The organism is Aerococcus sp. L_32 (assembly GCF_050689315.1).
This window is the reverse complement of record NZ_JBOEQF010000314.1, coordinates 1-2280: the sequence shown is the minus strand read 5'-3', so window position 1 is coordinate 2280 and position 2280 is coordinate 1. Positions and strand designations below refer to the sequence as shown.

Annotated in this window: 3 protein-coding genes; all 3 read left to right on the top strand. The window is 37.1% G+C overall.

Annotated elements, in window-relative coordinates; genetic code table 11:
- Window positions 1-316 precede the first annotated feature (316 nt).
- The gene (locus ACRCJ0_RS12255) at window positions 317-898 is read left to right on the top strand and encodes a DNA-binding protein (protein ID WP_268402894.1); all 582 of its coding nucleotides are present in this window, start codon (window positions 317-319) and stop codon (window positions 896-898) included.
- A gap of 181 nt (window positions 899-1079) precedes the next feature.
- Window positions 1080-1769: a DUF969 domain-containing protein gene (locus tag ACRCJ0_RS12250; RefSeq protein ID WP_431390599.1), complete on the top strand. Its 690-nt coding sequence runs from the start codon at window positions 1080-1082 to the stop codon at window positions 1767-1769.
- Window positions 1770-1776: 7 nt separating this feature from the next.
- The coding region (locus ACRCJ0_RS12245; RefSeq protein WP_431390600.1) for a 5-oxoproline transporter, DUF979 family subunit at window positions 1777-2280 on the top strand (504 nt) is incomplete at its 3' end.

Here is a 2280-nt window from a genome sequence, read left to right as displayed (position 1 = left end):
ATAAAACCGTTAGCTTAGACACTTGTTTAAGCTAACGGTTTTTTGTATATTTAGAAAGAATAATGTAGGGAGAAGTATAAAATTTATGGTATTAGGGCGGCCGATTGAGAAGGCGGCCATTAAGCCATTAAACTATATGAAAAATTAGATGCGGAAAGCCATCACCCTTTGATGGATGTTTTTATGAGTAAAGAGCTCAATAAATAAGTGTTAAAAATCATACAATTACAAAAGTTACCTTCTAATGATACTAAAATAGCAATTCTAGGAATTTTTGTATGTGAATATTAAACTGATCGCTTTAGGAGGTATTTGAATGACAGATTTACCAAAAATTGGTAAGCCAGCAACTAATGCGTTGGCGACGGTTGGGATTGATCAAATTGAACAGTTATCGAGTGTAACAAAATCGAATCTGGCTCATCTGCATGGTGTGGGCCCTAAGGCAATTGAAATATTGGAAAAGAGTTTGCTTGAGTTAGGTTTATCTTTCAGTTTAGTGTCATCCGATTTACCTGATTTGCCCTTTTTCTTGATAGGAGACCTAGCATGTGATAATGCACCTAAGCGACGAATTGCCCGCGATTTAGCGATGAATTTATATGCGAAGGGGTTAGTATACGATGGGTCACTAATGGTAGATGAGGTGGTATATAAGGCGCCTTATAACGATTTAGTATTAACTGGTAGAGACCAAGTATTATCTAGCGCAATTAGGGTGACGGATATTTCATCTATAGAAGTCTTTCAAATTTTATCCCATGGGAAGGAAGCAGCTCTGCATGGAAAAATCGTGGATAAACAGGGAACATTCACATACTTTTCTATGTTTTTTGTGTTTGCCAGTCATAAGAAGGATAGTGTCGTAAGTCAGATTGTGCATTATCAGCAAATATAGAACAAAGATAATGTGAAAGACAAAAATCGCATATGATATTGAAGACTGGCGGATAAACAGTACTTATCCGCTTTTTTTCATATATAAGTACAAAATTAGTTTGTAAGTTTTTGTAAATTATTGCAAGAAAATGATAAAATAGAAAGATATTAGGATTGATGATAAAAAAGGAGTGGAAATAATGTATTATTTACCGTTGATTGGTATTCTAATCATAATTGTTGGTTTTGCAATGAAGCTAGACACCATTGCGGTTGTTGTAATCGCGGGGCTAGCGACAGCTTTAGTATCGGGTATTTCGGTTACTGACTTCTTGGTGATGCTTGGAGAAGGTTTTGTGAATAATCGTTTAGTTACAATTTTTATTTTAACCTTGCCAATGATTGGTTTAGCTGAAACGTTTGGCTTGAAAAATCAAGCAGTACGATTGATTAATAATGTTAAAGGGATGACAACGGGGTCATTCTTAACCTTATACTTATTCTTACGTGAATTAGCTGGATTCTTATCAATTCGTATTGGAGGTCATCCACAATTTGTACGCCCGTTAGTACAGCCTATGGCGGAAGCCGCAGCTATTTCTAAAAATGGTGAAATTGATGATGACACAAAAGAAGAAATTAAAGCACAATCTGCTTCGATGGAGAATATCGGGAACTTCTACGCACAAAATACTTTTGTGGCAAGTGCTGGTACTTTATTGATTGCGGGTACTTTGGAATCATTAGGTTATGAAGTGATGGCAATTGATGTGGCGCGTGCATCAATTCCAGTTGCCATTATCGCATTTATTCTAACAGCAGTTTATAACTATGCATTTGATCAAAAAATGAACCGTAAATACCGTAAATACCGTAAAGGAGGTAAGTAAGGTGGAAATGTTCTTTACAAACTTACTAGAATTCTTCTATATTTTAATCGGCTTGCAGTTCGCCTTTACTGGTTATAAAGTTTTACGGTCTGACCAAGATAAACGGATTGGGACCGCTTTATTCTGGTTTGACCTAGCTCTCTTGTTTGCCTTAGGAAAATGGTTACCCGCAATTATTTCTGGTGCCTTAGTCTTATTATTGGCAATTATTACCTTGGTTAAACACTTTGTAACAGGTAAATTTGAGCAAGACGAGGAGCGTGCAGAAGCTGGTGCAGACCGTTTTGGAAACCTTGTGTTTGTACCTGTTATTGTTATGGCGATTACAGCATTAGCGCTTGCGCAGTTTGTGCCGGCTTCAGGTGCGGGTGCTATTGGTATCGGGGCAATTGTTGCATTAGTGCTTGCGATGGCTATTTTCCGTGCACCCTTCCAACAAGTTTTACATGAATCTAATCGAAATGTACAACAAGTTGGATCAACAGCTATTTTGCCACAATTATTGGCTGCA